This window comes from Euzebyales bacterium (genome assembly GCA_036374135.1).
In the GTDB taxonomy this organism is placed as follows: domain Bacteria; phylum Actinomycetota; class Nitriliruptoria; order Euzebyales; family JAHELV01; genus JAHELV01.
This window is the reverse complement of the sequence record DASUUK010000034.1, coordinates 55,863-80,629: the sequence shown is the minus strand read 5'-3', so window position 1 is coordinate 80,629 and position 24,767 is coordinate 55,863. Positions and strand designations below refer to the sequence as shown.

Genomic DNA, 24,767 nt, shown 5'->3' with positions numbered 1-24,767 from the left:
CACGAACACGCGACCGACTCCGCCGGACGAGAAGCAATGCTGCGAGACGAGGAGCCGCCGTGCGTGACCTGACCCCAGACCCCGCGTCGCTGGAGCCGATCGAGACCGCGTCGGTCGACGAACTGCGCAGCCTGCAGCTCGACCGGTTGCGGTGGAGCCTGCGCCACGCGTACGACAACGTCGGCCACTACCGCCACGCGTTCGACGCCGCGGGCGTCGCCCCGGACGACCTGACGGACCTGTCGGATCTCGCAGGCTTCCCGTTCACGACCAAGGACGACCTGCGTGACGCGTACCCGTACGGCATGTTCGCCGTGCCGCGCGAGCAGGTCGTGCGCATCCACGCGTCGTCCGGCACGACCGGTCGTCCCACGGTCGTCGGCTACACACGCGACGACGTCGACATGTGGGCGGACGTGATGGCCCGCAGCATCCGGGCCGCAGGCGGCCGTCCCGGCATGATCGCCCACGTGGCGTACGGCTACGGCCTGTTCACCGGTGGCCTCGGGGCGCACTACGGTGCGGAGCGCCTCGGCTGCACGGTCGTGCCTGTGTCCGGCGGCCAGACCGAGCGTCAGGTGCAGCTGATCGCCGACTTCGGACCCGACATCATCCTCGTCACGCCCTCGTACATGCTCTCGCTGATCGACGAGATGCGGCGCCAGGGCGTCGACCCCGCGTCGACGTCGCTGCAGGTGGGCATCCTCGGTGCCGAGCCGTGGACCGACGCGATGCGGGCGGAGGTCGAAGCCGCCACCAACATGCACGCCGTCGACATCTACGGGCTGTCGGAGGTCGTCGGCCCAGGCGTCTCACAGGAGTGCGTGGAGACCAAGGACGGCCTGCACGTGTGGGAGGACCACTTCTATCCGGAGATCATCGATCCCGAGAGCGGCGAGGTGCTGCCCGACGGGCACGAGGGCGAACTGGTCTTCACGTCGCTGACCAAGCAGGCGATGCCGGTGATCCGCTACCGCACCCGCGACCTGACGCGACTGCTGCCGGGCACCGCGCGCACGATGCGGCGCATGGAGAAGGTCACGGGCCGCAGTGACGACATGATGATCGTCCGTGGCGTCAACGTGTTCCCCACCCAGATCGAGGAGCTACTGCTCGACGTTCGCGGGTTCGCCCCGCACTTCGAGTGCGTGCTGAGCCGCCCCGAGCGGCTCGACGAGCTGACCGTCCGCATCGAGCGCCGCGAGGGACACCTCGGCGGAGACGCCGGAACGCACGCCGCCACCCGCCTGCGTGACCGCATCCGGGACCGCGTCGGCGTGACCGTCACCATCGAGGTCGTCGACCCCGGCGGGATAGACCGGTCGGTCGGCAAGGCCAGGCGCATCATCGACACGCGCACCTCCTGAGGCGGCGCGTCGATGTCCACCGACGGCCGGGCGGGCCACACGGCACCGCCCAACCGTCTCGGGACCGTGCGAGCTACAGCTGCTGCCAGCAGGGCTGGTCGCCGAACTCGAACCCCTCGGCGACGTCGCTGCTGATGTAGTCGGTGACCGCGGTGACGCCCGACGAGGCCTCGGCGTCTGGCTGGGCCATGATGATCTCGCGCGGGAAGGCCTCGCCGGCGGCGAAGTTGCCCGACCCCTCCGGCTGCATGCCCTCGTAGTCCACGGCCTCCAGGCTGGTGGCGGCCTCGAGCAGACCCTCCCGGGTCAGGTCGCCGTTGTCGATGGCAGCTTCGATCGCGGCCTTGACCGCGTACTGCGGTGTCCAACCGGTCAGTATGCCGTCGTCACCGTCGTCGCCGAACACCTCGCGGACGGCGTCGAACCCGGGGCCCTCACCCTCCTCGTAGGTCTCGGCCGGACGCGACTGGTGGTACTGCTGCGTCATCGCCTCGAACGCGGGCGTGTCCTTGAGGCCCGGGTTCCACGTCGGGCTGGTGCCCACGTACTGGCCCTGGTAGCCCTGTGCCGCGGCCTGGCCGATGATCGTTGCGACGTCGGTCGGGCCGGTCGTGACGACGACCAGGTCCGGGTTCTGCGACACGATCGCGTCGATGGCGCCCGCCTGGTTGTCCTGCCCGGGCTCGGTCTCGACGGCGACGAACTCGGCGCCCAGGTCGTCGGCGGCGACCTGTGCCCCGTACGCGGCGTCAGCCCCGTAGTCACCGGGGTAGTGGACCGCCATGATCGTCTGCGGATCGTCGACGACGTTCTCGGTCGCCCACGACACGGCGTTCATCGACTCGACGCAGTAGCTCGTGCCGTACTCGAGCACGAGGTCCTGGAACACGTAGTTCGACGTCCAGCCCGCCGGCACCGTCACGATGCTGCTGGCCTCGAGGTCGTCGTAGATCGCCGCGGTCGTCGGCGATCCCAGTGACATCGCGAGCGCCAGGATCTCGGGTTTGATCTCCTGGTAGACCTCGTTGTGGGTCTCCGGGTTGTAGTTGTTGTCGCGGACGTAGGTCACGGCGTCGACGTCGAACCCGCCAATGCCGCCCTGCTCGTTCACGCGGTTCCAGAACGCCCCGACCGCCTCGGCGATCGGCGCACCGAGGCCGGCGAACGTGCCGGTGAAGTCACTGATGACGCCCAGGTAGATGCAGCCGTTGTCCGGGTTGACCGCGACCTCGTCGGGACAGGGCTCCTCGGTCACGCCCTCGGCGAACGTCAGCTCGCCGGTCGCTGCCTCCTCGCTGCCGCCGGCCTCGGGGCTGGCCGCGGCATCGCCACCCGCCGCGTCGTCGGAGTCGGCGGTGTCGGCAGCGCCCCGACAACCCGTCGCGATCAGCACACACATGACCAGTACCGCCAACACCCGCAGGCTGCGCCGCCTCACGTCAGATCCTTTCCTTGGCTCCCGACGAACCGACGTGCGCCGGACCGTCACGACAGTTCTAGTAGGAGAAGGGCCACTGCTTCCAGTAATTCCTGATGCGCACCCAGATCCCGAACAGGCCTCGGGGCTCGAAGATGAGGAACCCGATGACGAGCAGGCCGTACAGGATCGCCTCGATGTCGAAGACCGTGAGCAGTCCGCCGCCGGTCGCGCGTGCCGAGATGAAGTCGAAGTAGCGGGGCAGTTCCTGCGTGAACCGGGGCAGCAGTGCGATGAAGAGCGCCCCGGCGATCGAGCCGGAGATCGTCGCGACGCCACCGATCAGGATCATCGCGACGAACTGCACCGACAGCAGCAGGTTGAACGACCCGGGTTCGATGAACCCGATCAGGCCGTAGTACAACGCGCCGCAGACCCCGGCGTAGAACGACGAGATGACGAACGCCAGCACCTTCTGACGAGTCAGCGAGACGCCGATCACGGCGGCGGCGACGTCACGGTCGCGCACGGCCGCGAACGCGCGGCCCACGGCGGAACGCGCCAGGTTGCGGGCGCACACGCCGAACACGATGAGCATCACCAGCATGAACCAGTACGCCTTCTGGTCGCCGGTGAACACCTCGCCGGTGCGCGTGAACGACACGCCGAACAGCTCGATCGGCGCGGCCGCGCGTCCGACGCCGACGCCGCCGGTCACGTTGCGCATCTCCTTGAACAGGTGCTCGCCGAGGAACACCAGCCCGAGTGTCATGATCGCCAGGTACAGGCCGCGCAGGCGCAGCGCGAGCGGCGCCACGAGCGCCCCCGCGAACGCCGTGACCAGCCCGGCCGCCGGCAGCCACACCACCATCGGCAGCCCCAGGCCGATCGTGCGTCCCGCCTCGCCGCCGATCACCGCGGCGGTATAGGCCCCGAGCCCCAGGAAGAACGCGTGGCCCAGCGAGACCTGTCCGGCGTATCCGGTCACCAGGTTCAGGCCGATGGCGCCGACGGCCAGCGCGAAGCCCGACGCGAACAACAGCAGCACGTCATCGGCGAGCAGCATCGGCAGCACGACCGCCACCGCCAGCAGTGCGACGGTGCCCCGGCGCTTGGCCGGCGTGTTGAGCAGCGCCATGTCGCGCTCGTAGCTGATGAACAGCTCCGGCCGGCCACGGAGGGCGGGTGCGACCGACATGTCAGACCCGCTCGATCTCGGGCGTGCCGAACAGCCCGTAGGGTCGGACCAGCAGGACGAGCAGCAGCACGAGGTAGGGCGAGACGACCGAGAAGTTCTGGCCCAGCCACGGCGCGTAGGTGCCCTGGTAGGTGGCGAACAGCTGCTCGACGACGCCGATCACCAGCCCGCCGATGATCGCGCCACCGATCGAGTCGAGCCCGCCGAGGATGATCGCGGGCAGCGCCTTCAACGCGATCACCCAGGTTCCCTGGTCGATTCCGGCGCCGGTGCCGACGAACGTGCCCGCCAGCGCGGCGAGTCCACCGGCGATCATCCACGACAGTGCGAACACCTGCCCGACCGAGACACCCATCGCCAGCGCCGTCTCCTGGTCGAAGGCCGTCGCGCGCATCGCCAGCCCGATGCGGCTGTACTTGAAGAACGCGAACAGGGCGATGACCACGACGGCGGTGGTGACGATCATGACGACGTGGCGCTGCTGGATGAAGATCCCGCCGATGTCGAAGGTCTGCAGGCCCCAGGGATCACCGATCGGGCGGACGTTGCGGCCGAGGAAGCGGTTGACCCCGATGCGCAGGATGATGTCGACGCCGATGGTGATGATCGCGACGACGAACGGGGGCTCACCGATCATGGGTCGCAGTGCGGTCCGCTCGACGATCAGCGCGACCAGCGCGGTCAGGATGATGGCCAGACCGACCGCGAGGTAGAAGTTGAGCCCGCTGCTGACGGCGAGGAAGACGACGAGGCTCGCGCCGACCATCATCATCGCGGGCTGCGCGAAGCTGATGACCAGCGTCGACTTGTAGATGATCACGAACCCAACGGCGATCAGCGCGTAGATCGAACCCTGCCCCAGCCCGGCGATCAGTGTCTGGATGAGCCGCGTCACGCCGACGACCTGCCCGACCCGGCGTACATCGGCTCGACCAGGTCGGCGAACGTGTCGGTGATGGCCGACCGCTTGACCTTCTGCGTCGCGGTCAGCTCACCGTCCTCGTGGTCGAGTTCCTTGGGCAGCATCGCGAAGCGCTTGATCTGTTCGACGCGCGCGAACCGCTCGTTGACGCGGTCGACGACCTGCTGCACCAGCGCGATGGTCTCCTGCTTCTCCGACAGGTCGCGGTAGGTGGTGAACGGCATGCCGCGCCGCTGTGCCCAGTCGGCGACCGTGTCGAGCTCGATGCCGATCAGGGCGGTCAGGTACCTGCGGCCATCCCCGATGACCACGGCCTCCTTGATGTAGGGCGAGGCCTTGAGCGCGTTCTCGATCTCGCTCGGGGCGATGTTCTTGCCGCCCGAGGTGATGATGATGTCCTTCATGCGGTCGGTGATCCGCACGTGGGTGCCGTCGACCCACTCGCCGACGTCGCCGGTGTGCAGCCAGCCGTCGGGCTCGAGCGTCGCCGAGGTGGCGTCGGGATTGCGCCAGTAACCGACGAACACGCCGGGATGCCGCGTGAGGATCTCCCCGGTCCCGTCGTCGATGCGCAGTTCGATGCCGTCGTGCGGCTCGCCGACGCAGCCGAGCTTGACACGGCCGGGCCGCGTGGCCGTCGCGACGGCCGAGTTCTCCGTCATCCCGTACAGCTCGAGGATCGGCACACCGATCCCGAAGAACCACTGGAGGATCTCGGGCGCGATCGGTGCCGCACCCGAGCCGGCGGAGATGACCTTGCGCATCCCGATGCGGTCGCGCAGCGCGCGGAACAGGAACGGGTGACCCAGCGCGTACAGCAGGCGCGTCGTCGCGGTGTGGCTCCCGTCGTTGGCCGCGCGCTGCTCGCCGATGTGCGCGGCCACCCGGCTCCACAGGCGGTAGTTGGCGCGCTTGAGCCGGCTGGCCGACGCCATCCGGATCTCGACACCGGCGTGGATCTTCTCCCAGATGCGTGGTACCGCGAAGAAGCGGGTCGGTTGGACCTCGTGCAGGTTCTGCTGGACGGTCTCGATCGACTCGGCGAAGTGCACGAGCGTGCCGGCCTGCGCGTTGATCCACACCGTGGCGATCCGCTCGGCGATGTGGCACAGCGGCAGGTACGACAGCGTTACGTCGTCGGGCTGCGGAGGCGGGTTGTAGAAGCCGCCCCCGTCGACCAGTGTCGCGATGGCGAACTCGACGTTGGCGACCGACAGCATCGCGCCCTTCGGCGGCCCCGTCGTGCCCGACGTGTAGATCAGGGTGGCGATGTCGTCGGGGTCGGCCTCGGCCATCCGCAGATCGACGGCGTCCGGATGCTCGGCGCGGTGCTCGCGGCCCAGCGCGAGGAAGTCACTCCACGACAGCAGGCGGGGATCGGCGTACAGGTCCCCGCCCGCCGGCTCGCTGACGCTCGCCCGCACCCCTCGATCCCCGCCCGCCGGCTCGCTGACGCTCGCCCGCACCCCGCGGCGGATTCCTCGGGGTTCGATGTAGACGATCCGTTCGAGCGCCGGCAGCTCGTCGGCGACCGCGAGCGCCTTGTCGAGCTGCTCCTGGTCCTCGGCGACCAGCACCTTCGATCCCGAGTTCTCCAGCAGGTACTGCACCTCCGGCGCGGGGTTGGTGGGGTACATGCCCATCGTCATCGCCCGCACCGCGACCGTCGCCGCGTCGACGTACAGCCACTCCGGCCGGTTCTCCGAGTGGATCGCCACGCGGTCGCCGACGTCGACGCCGAGCGCCAGCAGGCCGTGCGCCACGTCGAGCACGTGCTGCCAGTACTGACCCCAGGTGATCTGCTGCCAGATGCCGAACTCCTTCTCGCGCAGCGCCACCCGGTCGGGTTCGGCGCGTGCGCGGTCCCGCACGCGGCTCGCGATCGTGGCGGTCGTCCGCGTCGGGGCGGCAGTCTCGGTGGTGGCGGAGGTCATGGTGCGCTCCCCGTCATCGGCTCGTGCGCGGCCGCCGTGGTGTCGGCGACGGCGTGGTCCTCGCCGAGGTACGCCCGGATGACCTCCGGGTTGCGCTGGATCTCGACGGGACGGTCGATCGCGATGGGTTGTCCGAAGTCGACCACCAGCACGCGGTCGGCCAGGTCCATCACGACACCCATGTCGTGCTCGACGAGGATCATCGGGATCGCGAGCTCGTCGCGGATGTCGAGGATGAACCGGGCCATGTCCTCGGTCTCCTCGTTGTTCATGCCCGCCACCGGCTCGTCGAGCAGTAGCAGGCGCGGTTCCATCGCCAGGGCACGACCCAGCTCGACGCGCTTCTGGATGCCGTACGGCAGCAGGCCCACGGGCAGCTTGCGGTACTGGGGGATCTCGAGGAAGTCGATGATGTCCTCGATGACGCGACGATGGACCATCTCCTCGCGCCGGGCCGCGCCCACCCAGCCGATCGCCTGCCACCAGCGGTACCGGACGTGGTGGTGACGCCCCAGCATCAGGTTGTCGATGACCGTCAGGTTCTCGAACAGCTCGATGTTCTGGAACGTGCGTGCCAGTCCGCGCGCGGCGACCACGTGAGGTGAGGTGCCGAGCAGGTCGTCGCCGAGAAACACGACGCGACCCCGTTGCGGTCGGTACACGCCGCTGAGCACGTTGAAGATCGACGTCTTGCCCGCACCGTTGGGTCCGATGATCGCGAGCAGCTCACGGGGATGCACGTCGAAGCTGACGCCGTCGATGGCCGTGACCCCGGCGAACGACAGGTGCACGTCGTCGAAGACGAGGACCGGTTCATCGGCGCCCGTCTCGCCCAGATCGCTGCCGAGGGAGGCCGCGAGCGTGCGGCGCTGGGTGACGTCGAGACGGTCGCTGCCCGAGGTCATGATGTGTGCCTACCGCGGTCGCTGCTTGAGGCACGGGACGTGTGCCTACCGCCACTTGAGGCACTCACGACAACCACCGCTTGCGGCGCTTGTAGTGCTTGACGTCACGGAACGACCGGTGGCCCTCCTCGCCGAGGCCGAGGTAGAACTCGCGGACGTCGTCGTCCTCGCGGAGGTCGGTCGCCGGCCTGTCCATGACGATCTTGCCGTTCTCCATCACGTAGCCATGGTGGGCGATCCTCAGCGCCATGTTCGCGTTCTGCTCGACCAGCAGGACCGTGGTGCCCGCCGCGTTGATCTCGCTGATCAGATCGCGGATCTGCCGCACGAGCAGCGGGGCGAGCCCCAGGCTCGGCTCGTCGAGCAACAGGTAGCGCGGCGCCGACATCATGGCGCGGCCCATGGCGAGCATCTGCTGCTCGCCGCCGGACAGATAGCCGGCCGTCGCACGGCGGCGCTGCTTGAGCACCTCGAACAGGTCGTACACGCGGGCGAGGTTGTCGGCCAGGTCGCCGGGTTGGGTGTGGGCGCCGACGCGCAGGTTCTCCTCGACCGTGAACTCGGCGAAGATCCGCCGCCCCTCCAGCACCTGTGTCACCCCGGCGCGGACGACCTCTGCGGGCCGCCGGTCTAGTGGCTCGCCGTCGAGGGTGATCGTCCCCTTGGTGACCTCGCCCTCGTGGATGTCGAGCAGTCCGCTGATGGCGCGCAGGAGGGTCGTCTTGCCGGCGCCGTTGGATCCCAGCAGCGCGACGATGCTTCCCTCGGGCACTTCGATGCTGACGCCGCGGAGGACGAGGATGACATCGTCGTAGACGACCTCCACGTTCTCGACGGCCAACATCCTCGCATCGTAAACAGCGGTAAGCGCTTGCGGTAGGGGTCCGGCGGATGCAGCCGATCGGTGGCCGGCGTGCGGTACCACCGGTGTCACGCTCAGCCGATCACGGGCTCGTCGTCCGCGCGAGCAGCCAGTCGCGTAGGGCGGTCGTCGACGACGAGACGGGTCCCCGGCGGTGCAGCAGGACGAACGGCCGTTGTGTGTGGATCGCCAGACCCCCCGACGGTCACGAGCCGACCGACATCGACGAGCGACGAGGTACTGCCAGCCGGGCGCCACGCCCGGGCCGTCGAGCGCCGCCCGCACCACCACGGCGTGGTCGTTCGACCGGCGTCGTGCAGGGGCGGTCGAGTCCGTGGTGAACCACGCCTGCTCCGCGGGCGGTGCGACGGACCGCGTGGACGCCAGCATCCAGCGCGGCCAGCGTGGGGCGCACGTGATCGCGCAGTTCGATGCCGGCGGCCGTCAGGTGCGTGCCCGGCGTGCGGTCGAACAGCGCGGTTCCCAGCACGCGTTCCAGCTGGGCGGTCGTGTGGCTGACCGCCGGCTGGCCGAGGTGCAGCCTCCGCGCGGCCGCGTGCAACGATCCGGACGACACGACGACGTCGAACACCCGGCCACCGCGTCGTCGCCTACGACGTGGCGTGGGACCGTCAGGCCGATGCCCAGCCGTTCCGGACGCCGGAGCACGAGCCGTTCGACGAGGTCGCCGACGTGCTGCGGGGACGGTCGGCCCGGTGGTCACGCTCGACCCGCGTCCCGGTGATCTGCAGATCTTCCGCGGCCGCTACTCCGCGCACACGTGTGGCGCATCGGTGCCGGATCGTGACCACGGCACGCCGCGCTTCGCCCACACCGAGGACGACGGAGTGATCGGTCGCAGGAGCGCACGCGGCAGCCGTCCGGTCGGACGCTGGAGTGCACGACGCAGCCGAGGTGTCACGGGTCCGCCACGACGAGCTCATGGACTGACCCTCGCGAGGCGGTCGCGCACGGTCCACAATGCCTGCGGCATCCCGGCGGCGGACGAAGGACCACGGGGTGGGTGACAGGATCCGCGCCAGCGTGCAGCGTGCGGCCGACGCCTTCGAGGCGGCTGGCGGCCCGCTGCACCACCTCACGCTGGGTCCCGGACCGGCTCTCACCGCGGAGTGGGTCGCGGCGGGGCTCGATCTGCCTGACCTTCCCCGGATGCGCCGGTACCGGTTCGAACGGATACGCGAGCAGCTCCACCTGTCGGATCTCGTCGGGATCCTGGTCATGGACCCGATGAACATCCGCTACGCGACCGACACCACCAACATGCAGGTGTGGGTGATGCACAACGGCGCGCGCTACGCGTGGATCGGTGCCGACGGCCGCACGATCCTGTGGGAGTTCGCGAACTGCGAGTTCTTCGCGGGCCACAACCCGTTGATCGACGAGGTCCGGCCCGCCATCTCGTCGACGTACTTCCAGGCCGGCTCCCGCTACGCCGAGCAGGCCCGTCGCTGGGTCGACGAGCTCCTCGACGTGGCGGGGCATCGACCGGGGGCGCGAACGCGGATCGCCATCGACCAGTGCCACCTCACCGCCCATCGGATGCTGCTCGACGCCGGTGTCGTCATCGCCAACGGCCAGGAGGTGATGGAACGCGCACGGAGGATCAAGAGCGGCGACGAGATCCGGGCCATGCGCTGTGCCGTCCACGCCTGCGAGTCGGTCATGGCCGACATGCGCGCCGCGCTGCGTCCGGGCATGACCGAGCGCGAGGTCTGGTCGCTGCTGCACGCCGGCAACATCGCGCGAGCGGGAGAGTGGATCGAGACGCAAATCCTGTCGTCGGGTCCGCGCACGAACCCGTGGATGCAGGAGGCCAGCAGCCGGATCATCCAGGACGGCGATCTCGTCGCCTACGACACGGACCTGGTCGGGGCCTACGGAATGATGGTCGACATCTCGCGCACCCTGCGCTGCGGTGACGGCCCACCTTCCGGCGCGCAGCGCGACGTCCACGCGCTGGCACTCGAACAGGTCCACCGCAACATCGAGCTGCTCACGCCGGGGCGGTCGTTCCGCGAGCTGACCCACGGGGCGTGGAGCCCTCCCGCCGAGGACTACCGGCACTACAGCGTGCTGTTCCACGGCGTCGGGCAATGCGACGAGCATCCCGAGATCTACTTCCCCAGCGATTGGGACGCATGGGGCTACGACGGCGTGGTCGAACCCGGCATGGTGTTCACCGTCGAGGCCTACGTCGGTCCCCGATCGGGCGGCGAGGGCGTGAAGCTCGAGAACCAGGTGCTCGTGACCGAGGGCGGGCCGGAGTTGCTCACGCACTTCCCGCTCGACCTGTGGTGACCGCGCCTGAACGTTGACGGCCTCGGCCGTCACGATTGGCCTCCGCGACGATCGGTGCCCTCGACCGCGCGGCGCCCTTGGACGGCGAGCCGTCTTCCGGCGAACGCACGGCGCTCGCGTGCCTCGTGCAGATCGCGGCGGGCCCGACAGCCAGTCGCTCGGCTGTGGCGGCGCCGAGCGATGAGCGCCGACTCCCGCCCGGCCGGCGGTGTGGCGCACATCCGTGCGACGACGCCTGTCGGAGCCGCCCGCGATCGGTTACCTTCCGCCGTGTCATCCGTCTCGCACAGGAGGGCTGTTCGCCGATGGCAGTGATCGCGCGCAAGGTCGTGCTCAACAACGTCCAAGACGCCTCCGGGATGGCGCAGCTGATCGCGGACGAGGTCTTCGCCGCCGACGAGGTGATCGCGGTCATCGGCAAGACCGAGGGCAACGGCGGTGTCAACGACTTCACCAGGATCCTGGCGGACCGGTCGTTCCGGAGCGTCCTGTCCGAGCACGGAACCCGCTCGACGGAGGAGATCGAGCAGATCCCGATGGTCTGGTCGGGCGGCTGTGACGGTGTGATCACGCCGCACGCGACGGTGTTCGCGCGCAACGACCAGACGGGGCCCTCCGACCAGGAGCGGCTCGCCGTCGGCATCGCGATGAGCGACGTCATCCTGCCCGAGGACATCGGGCGGCCGGCGATGGTCTCCAAGGTCGCCGACGGCGTGCGCAAGGCGATGGAGATCGCCGGCATCAGCGATCCGGCCGAGGTGCACTACGTCCAGACGAAGACGCCGCTGCTGACGATGGAGACCATCAACGAGGCCAAGTCGCGCGGCGAGACGGTGTTCAGCGAGGACATCCACCAGTCGATGGACATGTCCAACGGCACGACAGGGCTGGGCATCGCGGTCGGCCTCGGTGAGATCGAGATGCCCGGGGCGGACGCCATCGGCCATGACCTGGACCTGTACTCGTCGGTCGCGTCGTGCTCGTCCGGCGTCGAGCTGGATCGCGCCCAGATCGTGCTGGTCGGCAATGCCCCGGGTGCCGGCGGCGATCTGCGCATCGGCCACGGCGTGATGGACGACGCGCTGGACTTCGACGGCATCTACGACGCGATCCGCTCCGCCGGGATGGACCTTCCGGAGCGTCCCCACCCATCGGATCTCGGCGACCGTCTGATCAATGTCTTCCTCAAGTGCGAGGCCGACCCCGACGCACAGCTGCGCGGTCGGCGCCAGATCATGCTCGACGACTCGGACGTGCACTGGCACCGACACGCCAAGGGCGCCGTCGGTGGCGTGACCGCGGCCGCGGTCGGCGATCCCGCCGTATTCGTCTCTGTCGGCGCCCAGCACCAAGGCCCACCCGGCGGCGGACCGGTGGCGGCGATCGTGCGCGTCGACTGACCGCTCGCATGGGATGGCGACAGGCGACCGGATCACCGTCGCTGCTGCCTGCGAACGGGGCGAGTGTCACGTCGCCCCGGCAGGTTGGGGCGTCGCCGTGACCGGCCACGACCTGGTCATCCGCGACGCCCGGCTGCGCCGCGGCGCCGGCGAGCCGCTGCGGTGCGACGTGCGCGACATCGGGATCACTGACGGGCGCATCACCGCGATCAGCGCCTCGGAGACGCTTGACGGTCGGGACGTGATCGACGCCGCCGGTGACCTGGTCGTGCCGTCGTTCGTCGACGCCCACCTGCACCTGGACAAGGTGCACACCTGGCGCCTCGCGCCGGCGGCGCGCGCGGCCTACGCGGGCGGTGGCATGGGCGCCGCGGGCAGTGCCATCGAGCTCGCGTCGGCGGTCAAGGACCACTACGACGAGTCCACGATCGCGGCGTGCGCGCGCGGCGTGCTGCACGAGGGCCTGCGGTGCGGCGTCACCCACGTCCGCGCCTTCGCTGACACCGACACCAGGGCAGGGCTGCGTGGCATCCGTCCACTGCTCGCGCTGCGCGACGAGCTGCACGGGGTGATCGACATCCAGGTCGTGGCCTTCCCGCAGGACGGTGTCGTACGTGACGACGGCGCGGCCGAGGTGGTCGAGGAGGCCGTCCGGCTCGGCGCCGATCTGGTCGGCGGCATCCCGTGGATCGAGGACACCGACGCCGAGGCCCGCGCACACATCGACGCGATGCTCGACATCGCCGTCCGCCATGACCGGGACGTCGCGATGCTGACGGACGATGCCGGCGATCCGGGGCTGCGAACGACTGCGATGCTGGCCGAGGCGGCGCTCGACCGGGGTCTGGTCGGCCGCGTCACGGCATGCCACGCGCGGGCCCTGGGCATCTGGCCTCGGCCGCGCCTCGAGCGCATGCTGCGCCTCGCCGTGCGCGCGGGCATGGGCTTCGTGACCAACCCGCACACTGCCCCGCTCGCGCTGCCCGTCACGTCAATGCTCGACGCGGGCCTGCCGGTCGCGCTCGGACAGGACGACGTCGCCGACGCCTACTACCCGTTCGGCCGGCACGACCTGCTCGAGGTCGCGCTGCTCGCCGCCCACGCGCTGGACATGACCGCCCCGCGCGACATGGAGCGCCTGCTCGACATGATCACGTCGCATCCGGCCCGCGTCCTGCGTCTGGACGGCCACGTCCCGGAGGTCGGCGGGTCCGCCGACCTCGTGGTGCTCGACGGCAACGACGCCCACGAGGTGCTCCGCCGACACGAGCGGCCGCGCCACGTGCTGCGCGCCGGACACGTCGTCGCCGCGTCCCGGCGGGTCACGACGTCGATCCCCGCCGCTGGGGAGACGAGCCCGGTGGGAGACCCGAACCCCACGACGGCCCAAGACCCTCACGCACACTGAACGCCTCGAGGAGGAGGAAAGCCATGGCAACGACGCCAGCCGGACAGCTGGATCTGAACTACGGGGTCGACGACGTCCCGACGCCGTTTCCCAAGGCGCTCGGGCTCGGTCTGCAGCACGTGCTGACCATGTTCGGTGCCACGATCGCCGTGCCGCTGCTGCTGGGGCCCGCGATGGGCATGGACACCACCCAGATCGCCATCCTCATCAGCTCGGTGTTCATCGCGTCGGGCATCGCAACGATCCTGCAGGTGACGATCGGCTCACGGCTGCCGATCGTGCAGGGCGTGTCGTTCGCGTTCCTCGGGCCCTTCTTCGCGATCATCGGCGCCCGCGAGGGCGTCGACGCGATGGCGTTCATCGGCGGCGCGATCCTGATCGGCGCGGTCGTCGAGACCGTCATCGGGTTCAGCGGGGTGTTCGGGCTGATCCGCCGCTACATCACACCGATCGTGATCGGCCCCGTGATCGCGCTGATCGGGCTGTCGCTGTTCAACGCCGCGACGCTGCAGATCAACACGATCACCGGTGATGACGGGGAGGTCGTGCTCGCCGGCAACTGGTGGATCGCGCTGCTCACCGTCAGCTTCATCTTCGTGTTCGCCCTCGTCGTGTCACGGCGGTCGCAGTTGGTGTCGGTGTTCTCGATACTGCTCGCGGTGTTGTGCACGTACATCGTGGCGTTGATCCTGTCGGAGGCCGGCCTGATCACCGAGGGCAACCGGGCGTTCGTGAGCTTCAACCGCATCGGACAGGCCTTCTCGGACGCACCTTGGGTGCGCAACGTCGTCGGTGCGCAGAGTCTGCTGTTCCCGTGGGGTGCGCCGTCGTTCGATCTGGGCTTCGCCATCGCCGTCCTCGCGGCCTACCTGGCGTCGATGATCGAGTCGTTCGGCGACTACCACGCGGTGGCGCGTGTCTCCGGGCTGGGTGAGCCGACCCGTGGCCAGATCAACCGCGGCATCGGCAGCGAGGGGCTGGGTTGCTTCGTCACGGGTCTGCTCGGCGGGTTCGCGTCCACGTCGTACACGGAGAACATCGGCCTGATCGGGTTGACCCGCGTCGCCAGCCGCTACGTGGTGCTGCTGGGTGCCGGGGCGCTGATCCTCCTCGGGTTCGTCACGAAGTTCGGCGCGATCATCGCGACCATCCCGACACCGGTGGTCGGCGGCGTCTACCTCGCGCTGTTCGGGCTGATCGCCGCGGTCGGACTGACGAACCTGATGCGTGCCGACATGACGTCACAGCGCAACCTGCTGATCGCCGGGTTCATCCTGTTCATGGGGCTCGTCGTACCGGACTTCATGAACCAGCTGCCCGATGACTGGACGTTCCTCGGGGCCGAGTGGACGACGAACCTCGCGCGCAGCATCTTCGGCAGTGGGATCGCGGTCGGCGCGATCCTCGGGCTGTTGCTCGACAACCTGATCCCGGGGACCGACGCGGAGCGCGGCGTCGTGGCCGACCGTGATCCGATGACGGACGACGGGACGCCCGCGTGACCCACAGCCGGTCCGCCGCATCGTCGGACCGCAGGCGCACCGTGGTCGCGCTGGGCGGGAACGCGATCGCGCCCGCCGGCACGGGCGGGACGGCCGAGGAGCAGACCCGCAACATCCGCAGAGCGATGACGCTGCTGGCTGAACTGATCGTCGATGGCCGCGAGATCGTGATCACGCACGGCAACGGCCCTCAGGTCGGCAACCTGCTGCGCAAGAACGAGATCGCCAAGGACGTGGTGCCGCCGATGCCTTTGGACTGGTGCGTCGCGCAGACCCAGGCCACGATCGGCTATCAGATGATCACCGCGCTCGAGCATGCACTGGAGGCGCACGGGGACCTGTCGACCGTCGTCCCGGTGATCTCGAGGATCGAGGTGTCCGCCGACGATCCGGCATGGTCGGATCCGACCAAGCCGATCGGCCCGCACATCACCGATCGGGCCGAGGTCGAGCGCCGCCAACGTGAGGAAGGGCAGCACTTCATCGATCTCGGTGCCCGGGGCTGGCGGCGGGTCGTACCGTCGCCCCGACCGGTGCGCCTACTGGAGTCGGTGACGATCAACCTCCTCCTGGACGCGGGCGCCGTCGTCGTGGCCAACGGCGGTGGCGGCATCCCGATGGTGCGGACCGACGACGGCCTGCTCGTCGGGGTGGAGGCCGTGGTCGACAAGGACCTCGCGGGCGCGCTGCTCGCACGACAGCTGCACGCGACCGGCTTCGTCATCCTCACCGACGTGGACGGCGTCGCGATCGACTTCGGCACGCCGGGGGAGCGGTGGCTGGCGAAGGTGACCGCCGGCGAGCTGCGAGCGTACGCCGAGGACGGACAGTTCGCGCCCGGCTCGATGGGTCCCAAGGTCGCTGCCGTGCTGTCCTTCGTGGAGCGCGCGCACATGCCCGCCGCCATCGGACCGCTCGACGATGTCGGCGGTGTCGTCCGCGGTGATGCGGGCACGCTGATCGTGCCCGACGGTGGGTCATGACCGAGGTGACCACCCTCGGCCGACCACCCGACCCGACGGCCGGGGCGGACGCTGCGGCTGCCAGCCGCTGGCTGCGACCGCTTCTCGTCGGTCCCGCCAGGAACGTGCAGCTCGTCGGCACCAGCGGGCCGGCCTGGTACGTGCGGTGCGACGACGGCACGGTCATCGCCGTCGAGGCCCATGGCGGTGTCCGGTTGCCGAATTCGTTGACCGTCGGCGCCGGCGCCGGTGGGTTGGCAGACGTGCCCATCGGCCGGCGCGGCGACGTCGGCAACAGTGGGCTGCGCGTCGGCGGCCGAACGCTGGTCGTCCGCCGGTGGTGGGATCCGACGCCCCGCGTGGGGCCGGTCGGTCGTGACCAGTTGCGCCGCCGCCGTGCGTCGCTCCCCTCAACTGGCGTCCCAGGCGACGACGCGTTCGGGGTGCGCGCCGGCGTGCGGCGGTTGGCGGCCGCCGCGATGCGCCACGATCTGTCGGCGCTCGGACCGGCCGTCGCCGAGCTGATCGGCCGCGGCGCTGGATCCACGCCCGCCGGCGACGACGTGGTGGCCGGGGCACTGGCGGCGTTGCGCGTGCTCGGCACCGGCGCGACGGCACCTGTGGCCGATGCGCTCGCACGGCACAGCCGCCGTCACGCGCACCACACCACCGCGCTGTCATCGACGCTGCTGCGGTGCGCCGACGACGCCGCGGTGGTCGGCGCGGCCGGACGGGTGCTCCGGGCCCTGGCCGGGCAGGGTCGGCTCGACGGCGCCGTGACAGCGCTGACGAGGATCGGTCACACATCCGGGCAGGATCTGCTGGCAGGCATCACCATCGCCGTCGACGTGCTCACATCGGAGAGGATCGAAGGATGAGCGCCGCGAGCACGACCCACCTCGAGCTCCGGCACGGCGTCTACCACGACTCGGTGACGCTGCTGCAGGTCTCGCGGGACATCACCGCGATCGATGGCGTCGACGAGGCGGTCGTCGCGATGGCAACCGAGCTGAACCTCGGGATCCTGGCCGATCTCGGGTTCGGCCAGCACATCGACGACGCGACGCCCAACGATCTCGTCGTCGCGGTGCGCGCCGCCGACGACGCGACGGTAGCCGCGGCGCGCGCGCAGATCGATGCCGCGCTCGCGGCTACATCGACGTCCAGCGTGGGCGGTGACTTCAGCGCGCCGCCCCCGCGCACCGTCGGTGGAGCCGCGCGGTCCACCGATCTGGACCTCGCGCTGATCTCCGTGCCGGGGGAGCACGCGTACGTCGAGGCGATGGATGCGCTGCGCGCCGGGCTGCACGTCATGCTGTTCAGCGACAACGTGCCCGTCGCGCAGGAGATCGCCCTCAAGGCCGAAGGCGATCGACGCGGTCTGCTGGTGATGGGACCCGACTGCGGCACCGCGATCGTCGGTGGCGTCGGTCTCGGGTTCGCCAACGTCGTCCGTCCGGGGCCGGTCGGCATGGTCGCCGCGTCGGGCACCGGCGCCCAACAGGTGTGCTGCCTGCTCGACGCGGCGGGCGTCGGCCTCCGCCACGTGCTGGGTGTCGGTGGACGCGACCTGTCGGCGCAGATCGGCGGTGCCTCCACGCTCACGGCGCTCAGGGCGCTGGACGCCGACCCCCGTACCGAGCTCATCGTCATCGTGTCCAAACCGCCGGACCCACAGGTGGCCGCCAGGGTGCGCGAGGCGGCCGCGGCCTGCGCCACGCATGTCGTGCTCGGCTTCGTCGGGCGGGGCGAGCGGGACCTGACCGCGGTCGCCGACGAGGTCGCAGCGTACGCCGGCCACGCGGTCGACGCGCACCTGCGCTGGGATCCGGCGGACCCGCCCGCACCCGCGCACGGTGATGTGCGCGGCCTGTTCAGTGGCGGCACGCTGTGCGACGAGGCCATGGTGATCGCCGCCGAGGCGCTCGGACCGGTCCGGTCGAACATCCCGCTGGAGCCCGACTGGGCGCTGCCCGACGGCGACGACGCGGACGGCCACGTGATGATCGACCTCGGCGAGGACGACATGACACGGGGCCGTCCGCATCCCATGATCGACCACGGTCTGCGCATCGCCCGGATGGAACGCACGGCGCAACGCCCCGGCAGCCACACACTGCTGCTCGATGTCGTGCTCGGGCACGGCGCCGACGCCGACCCGGCCGGCGCGCTCGCGCCGGCCCTCGCCGCCGCACGGCGGACGGCCGACGACCGCGGCGACCGCCTGGCCGTCGTCGTGTCGCTCTGTGGGACCGGTGACGACCCGCAGGGGCTGGACCGCCAGGCCAAGGCGTTGACGGACGCCGGAGCGATCGTGTGCCTGTCGAACGCCGAGGCCGCCCGCGAAGCCGTGCGGCTCGTCTCCGCTGTGGAGGGCTCCGCATGAACGGCGCGTCGGACACGCCGCTGGCCGCGTTGCTGGCGGACGAACCCAGGGTCGTGACCGCCGGTGTCGGGATGTTCGCCGACGCGCTCGACGCGCAGGGCGCCACTGCCGTGCGCACCGAATGGCGCCCGCCGGCCGGGGCGGGCGACGCGTTGGCACGCGTGGCCGGCGACCCCCGGCTCGACGACGCCAACGCACGGGGCGTGGCGCGCCTGCAGGCCGCGCGGCCACACCTGGTCGACGTCGTGACCGCGCGCGACGCCATCGACGGCCTCGGCGACCGCACGCTGCTGCACGCCGGGCCGCCCATCGCGTGGGCGGACGCGTCGGGACCCCTGCGGGGCGCGATCATCGGCGCGCTGCTGTACGAGGGATGGGCCGACGATCCCGGCGCCGCGATCGCCATGGCCGAGCGGGGCGAGGTCAACCTGGCGCCGTGCCACGAGCACGGCGCGGTCGGACCGATGGCCGGCGTCGTAAGCCCGTCGATGCCGATGTACGTGCTCCACGATGACGAGCACGGCGTGACTGCGCACTGCACGCAGAACGAGGGGCTCGGCAAGGTGCTGCGCTACGGCGCGTTCGGCCAGGAGGTCATCGAGCGGCTCCGGTGGATGGAGCACACGTTGGCGCCGCTGACCCGCGCGGCGCTGCGGGCGCACGGACCGATCGACATCCGGGCGCTGATCGTGCAGGCGCTGCAGATGGGTGACGAGGGGCACAACCGCAACCGCGCCGGCTCGTCGTTGTTCCTCCGCGAGATCGCGGGCGACCTGGTCGAGGTCGATGCCCCGGCCGTCGACATCGCGCAGGTCCTGCGGTTCATCAACGGCAACGACCACTTCTTCCTCAACCTGGTCATGCCCGCCGCCAAGTGCGCCGCCGACGCGGCACGCGACATCGCGGGCTCGAGCATGGTCGTGGCCATGGCTCGCAACGGGACGGAGTTCGGGGTGCAGTGCTCGGGCACGGGAGACGCGTGGTTCACAGGCCCCGCCGGTGTGCCCGACGGGCTGTTCCTCTCGGGCTACGGCCCACAGGACGCCAACCCGGACATCGGCGACTCGACCATCACCGAGACCGCCGGCATCGGCGGGTTCGCGATGGCCGCGGCACCGGCCATCGTGCGGTTCGTCGGTGGCGACGTCACCGACGCCCTGGCGTTCACACTGGCGATGTATGAGATCGCGCTGGCCGAGCACACGGCGTACCAGATCCCGATCCTCGGGTTCCGCGGTACCCCGGTGGGCATCGATGCCACGCGGGTCGTCCGCACCGGCGTCGTGCCCGCGGTCAACACCGGCATGGCGGGTCGCGAGGCCGGTACCGGTCAGGTCGGTGCCGGGTTGGTCGAGCCACCGATGGCGTGCTTCGTGGCCGCCGTCGAGGCGCTCGCCGAGCGGGCCGAGGAGCCGCCGCCAGCAGCGGAGCGAGAGGTCGCATGACGTGAAGCCCCCACCGTTCGCCTACCACGCGCCGACGACCGTAGACGAAGCGCTGGCGACCCTGCACGACCTCGGTGACGAGGCCAAGGTCCTCGCCGGCGGACAGAGCCTGATCCCGCTCCTGAACATGCGCCTGGCCGCGCCGGCCAACCTGGTCGACATCAACCGCATTGCCGCGCTGGACCACATCGACGTCGACGAAGACGCCGTCACGGTGGGCGCTGCCGTACGGCACGCGGCGCTCGAACGCCACGAGGCCGCCGACCGCGCCGCCCCGTTGCTGCGTCAGGCGCTCCGGCTCGTCGCCCACCCGGTCATCCGCAACCGCGGCACGACCTGCGGCAGCATCGCGCACGCCGATCCCGCGGGCGAGATGACGGCCGTGCTCGCAGTGCTCGGCGGCACGGTGCGGATCGTCCGGCACGGCAGTGAACCGCGCGACGTCTCGCCCGCGGACTTCTTCGTGGCCCCGCTCGAGAGCAGTCTGGAGCCGGGCGACATGGTCGAGTCCGTCCGATTCCCGCGTCAGCCCGACGCCGGCGGGAGCGCGTTCGTGGAGATCGCACGCCGTCACGGCGACTATGCGCTGTGCGGCGTCGGGGCGACCGTCACGCTCGATCGTGACGGTGCCGTGTCGACCGCACGGGTCGGGGCCATCAGCGTGCATCCCACGCCGCTGGTCGTCGACTGCACCGATGCCGTCGTTGGCTCCGCTCCCGACGACACCGCGTTCGCCGCGGCCGCGGAGCTCGTCGACGACGCGAGCCGGCCGGAGGCGGATCTGCACGCCACGGTGGCCTACCGTCGGCATCTGACGCGGGTCCTGACCCAACGCGCGCTGCGGCGGGCGACGGCGCACGCCAGAGCACGGACAGCGTTGTCATCGGATGCGGAGGTCACCGATGTCTGACCAGACGTCAGCACGCCACGGCGGCGCGTACCGCGGTCAGACCATCCAGGTCACCCTGCGCGTCAACGGCACGACCCACACGGTGGACGTTCCGGCGCGGCGGCTGCTGAGCGACGCGCTGCGCCACGACCTGCGGCTGACCGGCACCCACGTCGGATGCGAGCACGGCGTCTGCGGCTGCTGCACCGTGCTCCTCGACGGTGCGCCGGTGCGCAGCTGTCTGATGTTCACGGTCAGTGCGGAGGGCCACGAGATCACGACCGTCGAGGGGCTCTCGCCCGGGCGCCGGCATGCCGGCGCCGGGGCGGATGACGACCGTGACGATCAGCTCCATCCGATCCAGCGGGCGTTCCAGGAGTGTCACGGGCTGCAGTGCGGGTTCTGCACGCCCGGCTTCCTCATGTCGGTCGCCGGGTTGCTGGCCGGCAACCCGGATCCCGACCGCGACGAGATCGTCGAAGGCATCTCCGGAAACCTGTGCCGCTGCACCGGCTACGCCAACATCGTCGCCGCGGTCGAGCGTGCCGCCGAGCTCCTGCGCGCGGACGAGCCGGTCGGCGCGGACGCCGACGCCGTTCCTCGCGCCGACGCCGGCGAGGTGGCCTCGCACCATCCGCCGCCGGAGGCGGTCGCGACGGCACCGTACGCACCGGCCGGCGATGCCGTCCCCGGCGACCATGACGACGCCGGCGACACGAACCGCGACGAGGACGAGGGGGACGGGTCGTGACGACGCAGCAGTTCGGCGAGGCGATCGCCCGTCGCGAGGATCCGCGCCTGCTCCGGGGCGACGGTCGGTACCTCGACGACCTCGGTCACGACGCGTACGCCGCCGCGTTCGTGCGCAGCCCCCATGCGCACGCGCGGATCACCGACATCGACGTGACCGATGCCCTGGACCTCGACGGCCTGATCGCGATCTACACGCACGAGGACCTACCGGGCCGGCTGGCGGACCCGCTACCGCTGCTGATCCCGCACCCCTGCCTCACCGCGCCGCGGACCGGGTACGCCCTGGCGCCGGAGGTGGTCCGCCACGTCGGCGAGCCCGTGGCGATGGTGGTCGCCACCGACCGCTACGTCGCGGAGGACATCGCCGAGCGGGTGGTCGTGACCTACGAGCCCCTCCCGGCCGTCGTGGGCGTCGAAGCCGCCGCCGCGGCCGACGAGGTGGTGCACGACGGCGTTGACGACAACGTCGCGGCCCACCTCGTGCAGGAGGTCGGCGACGTCGACGCGGCGCTCGCGGAAGCCCCGCACCGCCTGGAGCTGCGTTGGGAGATCGAGCGCAGCGCCAGCACGCCGCTGGAGGGCCGCGGCGTGTATGCCCGGTGGGACCCCGACGACGGCCGCCTGCGCGTCTACTCGTCGACCCAGACGTCGACCAGCGTACGAGCCGTGATCGCGGCGGTGTTCGATCTGGCCGATGTCCACGTCGAGGTCATCGCGCCCGACGTGGGCGGTGGGTTCGGCGTCAAGATCATGCACCCGTGGCCCGAGGAACTGCTGGTCCCATGGGCGGCGATGACGCTCGGCCACGAGGTGAAGTGGACCGAGGACCGCCGCGAGCACTTCGTCTCGAGCGCGCACGAGCGCGGCCAGGTCCACGAGGTCACCGTCGGCTACGACGACGGTGGCCGGGTGCTCGCGCTCGACGTGCGGTTCCTCCACGACAACGGCGCGTACACGCCGTACGGCGTGATCGTCCCGATCATCACGTCGACGCAGCTGCCCGGGCCGTACCGGTTGCCCAACTACCGGGTCGAGTTCTCGAGCCTGTACACCAACACGGTGATCGTCACGCCGTACCGTGGCGCCGGCAGGCCGCAGGCCGTCTACTCGATGGAACGCACCATCGACGCGATCGCGAGGGAGCTGGGGTTGGACCGGACCGCGGTGCGTGCCGTCAACCTCATCCAGCCCGACGAGTTCCCCTACGACCTCGGGCTCATCTTCCAGGACGGGCGGCCGGCGATCTACGACTCCGGTGACTACCCCGCTGTGCTGCGCAGGCTGAAGGACCTGATCGGCTGGGACGGCTTCGCCGAGCGTCGCCGTGACGCCGCCGAGCGGGGGCGACGCATCGGCATCGGGATGGCCTGCTACGTCGAGGGGACGGGGGTGGGGCCGTACGAGGGCGCACACGTCCATGTCGAGACCAGCGGTCGCGTCATGGTGTCGACCGGGCTGACGACGCAGGGGCAGGGCCACGAGACCGCGTTCGCGCAGATCGTGGCGACCGAGCTGGGCGTACCGCTCGAACAGGTGCACATCACGACCGGCGACACGCGTCGCTTCGGGTACGCCGTCGGCACGTTCGCGTCACGGGCGGCGGTCATGAGCGGCAACGCGATCGCGTTGGCCGCGCGGGCGGTCGCCGAGAAGGCCCGCCTCGTCGCAGGCAGGGCACTGGAGGCCAACCCCGAGGATCTCGAGATCGTCGACGGCGTCGTCCGGGTCAAGGGCAGTCCGGAGGAGCGGATCCCACTCAACCAGGTGGCGGTGCTGTCGAACCCGTTGCGCTACTCCTTCAGCAAGGCGGCGCAGGCGGCGACCCAGTTCTCGCTGCCCGCCGATCCGGACGATCCGCCGGTCCGCGACGGGGAGGAACCCGGTCTCGAGGCGAAGGCGTACTACTCGCCACCGCGGTCGACGTTCGCCAACGGCATGCACGCGGTGATCGTCGAGGTCGACCCCGAGACGGCCGACGTGTCCGTGCTCGACTACGCGGTGGTGCACGACTGCGGCAACCTCATCAACCCACGGATCGTCGAGGGGCAGATCCACGGGGGTGTGGCGCAGGGGATCGGCGGAGCGCTGTACGAGCGGATGGCGTACGACGAGCACGGGCAACTGCTCAACGCGTCGTTCATGGACTTCCTGATGCCGTATGCCAGCGAGGTGCCGCCCGTGCGCACCGACCACCTGCAGACCCCGTCGCCGTTGAACCCGCTGGGCATCAAGGGCGCCGGCGAGGCCGGTGTGATCCCGGGTGCGGCGGCCATCGCCGCGGCGATCGAGGACGCGACCGGGCTGCCCGTCAGACGGATGCCGTTGTCACCCGACGAACTGTTCCGACTGCTCGACACCGACGGGGAGGCGGTGCTCGCGCCGGTCGGCGCGCTCGGCAGCAACATCGCCCACCTCGAGGAGGTTCATCGAGCATGAAGGTCAACGGCAGCCACGTCGTGCACGCGCCGAGGCAGCGGGTCTGGGACGCGCTGCAGGACCCCGCCGTGCTCGTGCGGACCATTCCCGGCTGCCAGGAGCTGGCCGAGGCGGGGGACGACACCTACACGGCACGGGTGCACGCCGGCATCGCGTCGATCAAGGGGATCTACGACGGCGAGGTGCAGCTCACCGACCAGGACCCGCCCAACTCGTACACCCTGCGCGCGACCGGCAGTGGCGGGCCCGGCACCATCGACGCGACCGCGGTCGTGACGCTCGTCGAGGACGGCGACGCGACCCGCGTCGACTACGACGCCCACGCCGTCATCGGCGGCCCGATCGCCGGCGTGGGTCAGCGCGTCGTCGTCGGGGTCGCCAAACGCAACGCGAAGAGCTTCTTCGACGCCGTCGACGGCCACCTGGCCGACCGTGGTGAACCGGCGGTCGGCGTCACGCCCGATGCCGAGGACCGGGAGCCGGCCACCGGGGCCCCCACACGGCCCGGACCGCGCGACGGCGTGGTCCACTACCGGCCGCCGGAGCCGCCACGACCGATCAGCATGCTCGCCCAGTTGCTCTCCGCCGCCCTGGTCGGCGCGGCGATCGCGCTGGCCGGTGTCGCGGTCGGTCAGCGGCGCCGGACCTAGACGCATCTGGCA

At 70.6% G+C, this 24,767-nt stretch carries 20 protein-coding genes; 13 read left to right on the top strand and 7 right to left on the bottom strand.

What is annotated here, in order from left to right; all coding sequences use genetic code 11:
• Positions 1-59 precede the first annotated feature (59 nt).
• The gene (gene paaK, locus VFZ70_05325) at positions 60-1,367 is read left to right on the top strand and encodes a phenylacetate--CoA ligase PaaK (GenBank protein HEX6255214.1); all 1,308 of its coding nucleotides are present in this window, start codon (positions 60-62) and stop codon (positions 1,365-1,367) included.
• A 73-nt stretch (positions 1,368-1,440) separates the two neighbouring features.
• Here paaK and VFZ70_05320 read toward each other — a convergent pair whose 3' ends face one another.
• The 7 genes from VFZ70_05320 to VFZ70_05290 form a co-directional block, all read right to left on the bottom strand.
• Complete coding sequence (locus VFZ70_05320) at positions 1,441-2,805, bottom strand: ABC transporter substrate-binding protein (protein ID HEX6255213.1); 1,365 nt, start codon at positions 2,803-2,805, stop codon at positions 1,441-1,443.
• 58 nt (positions 2,806-2,863) lie between these two features.
• Positions 2,864-3,982: a branched-chain amino acid ABC transporter permease gene (locus VFZ70_05315; GenBank protein ID HEX6255212.1), complete on the bottom strand. Its 1,119-nt coding sequence runs from the start codon at positions 3,980-3,982 to the stop codon at positions 2,864-2,866.
• Position 3,983: 1 nt separating this feature from the next.
• Complete coding sequence (locus tag VFZ70_05310) at positions 3,984-4,877, bottom strand: branched-chain amino acid ABC transporter permease (protein HEX6255211.1); 894 nt, start codon at positions 4,875-4,877, stop codon at positions 3,984-3,986.
• Entirely contained in the window at positions 4,874-6,838 is a 1,965-nt protein-coding gene (locus tag VFZ70_05305) for an AMP-binding protein (GenBank protein ID HEX6255210.1), read from the bottom strand. The genes VFZ70_05310 and VFZ70_05305 overlap by 4 nt, the downstream gene beginning before the upstream one ends.
• Positions 6,835-7,743, bottom strand: coding sequence for an ABC transporter ATP-binding protein (locus VFZ70_05300; GenBank protein HEX6255209.1), 909 nt, complete (start codon positions 7,741-7,743; stop codon positions 6,835-6,837). Before VFZ70_05300 ends, VFZ70_05305 begins: the two co-directional genes overlap by 4 nt.
• A 64-nt stretch (positions 7,744-7,807) precedes the next feature.
• Entirely contained in the window at positions 7,808-8,587 is a 780-nt protein-coding gene (locus VFZ70_05295; protein ID HEX6255208.1) for an ABC transporter ATP-binding protein, read from the bottom strand.
• Positions 8,588-8,810: 223 nt separating this feature from the next.
• Positions 8,811-9,197 carry a LysR family transcriptional regulator gene (locus tag VFZ70_05290; GenBank protein ID HEX6255207.1) on the bottom strand — a complete coding sequence of 129 codons (387 nt, stop codon included), beginning with the start codon at positions 9,195-9,197 and terminating at the stop codon, positions 8,811-8,813.
• Between the two features lie 428 nt (positions 9,198-9,625).
• On the opposite strand from VFZ70_05290, the gene VFZ70_05285 reads away from it, so the two are divergent.
• The 12 genes from VFZ70_05285 (at position 9,626) to VFZ70_05230 (ending at position 24,755) form a co-directional block, all read left to right on the top strand.
• A complete protein-coding gene (locus tag VFZ70_05285) occupies positions 9,626-10,924 on the top strand; it encodes a Xaa-Pro peptidase family protein (GenBank protein ID HEX6255206.1) in 1,299 nt (432 codons plus the stop codon).
• 305 nt (positions 10,925-11,229) lie between these two features.
• Positions 11,230-12,324, top strand: coding sequence for a ring-opening amidohydrolase (locus tag VFZ70_05280; GenBank protein HEX6255205.1), 1,095 nt, complete (start codon positions 11,230-11,232; stop codon positions 12,322-12,324).
• Positions 12,325-12,421: 97 nt separating this feature from the next.
• Positions 12,422-13,732, top strand: a complete 1,311-nt coding sequence (locus VFZ70_05275; protein ID HEX6255204.1) for an amidohydrolase family protein — start codon at positions 12,422-12,424, stop codon at positions 13,730-13,732.
• A gap of 23 nt (positions 13,733-13,755) precedes the next feature.
• On the top strand, positions 13,756-15,234 hold the full coding sequence (locus VFZ70_05270) for a solute carrier family 23 protein (GenBank protein ID HEX6255203.1): 1,479 nt from the start codon (positions 13,756-13,758) through the stop codon (positions 15,232-15,234).
• Positions 15,231-16,217 carry a carbamate kinase gene (locus VFZ70_05265; protein HEX6255202.1) on the top strand — a complete coding sequence of 329 codons (987 nt, stop codon included), beginning with the start codon at positions 15,231-15,233 and terminating at the stop codon, positions 16,215-16,217. The genes VFZ70_05270 and VFZ70_05265 overlap by 4 nt, the downstream gene beginning before the upstream one ends.
• A complete protein-coding gene (locus VFZ70_05260) occupies positions 16,214-17,074 on the top strand; it encodes a DUF2877 domain-containing protein (protein ID HEX6255201.1) in 861 nt (286 codons plus the stop codon). Before VFZ70_05265 ends, VFZ70_05260 begins: the two co-directional genes overlap by 4 nt.
• On the top strand, positions 17,071-18,582 hold the full coding sequence (locus VFZ70_05255) for a hypothetical protein (protein HEX6255200.1): 1,512 nt from the start codon (positions 17,071-17,073) through the stop codon (positions 18,580-18,582). Before VFZ70_05260 ends, VFZ70_05255 begins: the two co-directional genes overlap by 4 nt.
• The gene (locus VFZ70_05250; protein HEX6255199.1) at positions 18,579-20,027 is read left to right on the top strand and encodes a DUF1116 domain-containing protein; all 1,449 of its coding nucleotides are present in this window, start codon (positions 18,579-18,581) and stop codon (positions 20,025-20,027) included. The genes VFZ70_05255 and VFZ70_05250 overlap by 4 nt, the downstream gene beginning before the upstream one ends.
• A 1-nt stretch (position 20,028) precedes the next feature.
• Complete coding sequence (locus tag VFZ70_05245; GenBank protein ID HEX6255198.1) at positions 20,029-20,937, top strand: xanthine dehydrogenase family protein subunit M; 909 nt, start codon at positions 20,029-20,031, stop codon at positions 20,935-20,937.
• Positions 20,930-21,667, top strand: a complete 738-nt coding sequence (locus VFZ70_05240; GenBank protein ID HEX6255197.1) for a (2Fe-2S)-binding protein — start codon at positions 20,930-20,932, stop codon at positions 21,665-21,667. The genes VFZ70_05245 and VFZ70_05240 overlap by 8 nt, the downstream gene beginning before the upstream one ends.
• On the top strand, positions 21,664-24,105 hold the full coding sequence (gene cutA / locus VFZ70_05235; GenBank protein ID HEX6255196.1) for an aerobic carbon-monoxide dehydrogenase large subunit: 2,442 nt from the start codon (positions 21,664-21,666) through the stop codon (positions 24,103-24,105). Before VFZ70_05240 ends, cutA begins: the two co-directional genes overlap by 4 nt.
• On the top strand, positions 24,102-24,755 hold the full coding sequence (locus VFZ70_05230) for a carbon monoxide dehydrogenase subunit G (GenBank protein ID HEX6255195.1): 654 nt from the start codon (positions 24,102-24,104) through the stop codon (positions 24,753-24,755). Before cutA ends, VFZ70_05230 begins: the two co-directional genes overlap by 4 nt.
• Positions 24,756-24,767 lie beyond the last annotated feature (12 nt).